The organism is Cetobacterium sp. ZOR0034 (genome assembly GCF_000799075.1).
Classification (GTDB): domain Bacteria; phylum Fusobacteriota; class Fusobacteriia; order Fusobacteriales; family Fusobacteriaceae; genus Cetobacterium_A.
Genome location: NZ_JTLI01000105.1, coordinates 1,272 through 2,164, shown reverse-complemented (window position 1 = coordinate 2,164; position 893 = coordinate 1,272). Strand labels below are relative to the sequence as shown.

Sequence of the window (893 nt, the reverse complement as noted above, 5' to 3'; positions counted from 1 at the left end):
TTTAAATATGGTATACTATGTATGAATAGACTTATTAAAGTTAATCACTAGGAGGGAATTTTATGGCAGTAGTAGAAAAGGATAATTTCAAAGATAATCTTTGGAAAGCATGTGATAAATTAAGAAACAATATGGATCCAGCAGAATATAAATATGTGGTTCTAGGATTGGTATTTTTAAAATATATAAGCGATAGATTTGAAAGTAAATATAATGAATTAGTTGAAGAGGGAGAAGGTTTCGAAGAGGAAAGAGATGAGTATACAGCAGAGAATATTTTCTGGGTTCCTAAAGAGGCTAGATGGGCAGAGATAGTTAAAAGTGCAAAAACTCCAGAGATTGGAATAAAAATTGATGAGGCTATGTATGCTATTGAAAAAGAGAATAAAACATTAAAGGATGTTCTATATAAAATATATTCAAATCCTCTTTTAGATAAGGGAAAACTAGGAGAGTTAATAGATATAGTTGGTGGAATTAACTTACAAGCTAAAACAGATAAAGGGCAAGATGTACTTGGTCAAGTTTATGAGTTTTTCTTAGGAAAATTTGCTAATTCAGAGGGAAAAAATGGTGGGCAGTTCTATACTCCAGAGTCTATTGTTAAAACCATAGTTGAGTGTTTAGAGCCTACAAAGGGAAGAGTGTATGACCCAGCTTGTGGAAGTGGTGGTATGTTTGTTCAATCTGAAAAGTTTATAGAAAATCATAGTGGAAGAATTGGAGATATATCTGTATTTGGACAAGAGAGTAATGGAACTACTTGGAAACTGTGTAAGATGAACTTAGCTATTAGAGGAATAGAGGTTGATTTAGGAGAGGAACCAGCTGATACATTTACAAAAGACCAACACAAAGGTAAGAAGATGGATTATATAATGGCTAATCCACCA

Annotated in this window: 1 protein-coding gene; it reads left to right on the top strand. The window is 32.6% G+C overall.

From position 1 onward, the window contains the following. Positions 1–62: 62 nt before the first annotated feature. On the top strand, positions 63–893 hold an 831-nt coding region (locus L992_RS13715), incomplete at its 3' end, for a class I SAM-dependent DNA methyltransferase (RefSeq protein ID WP_197053443.1).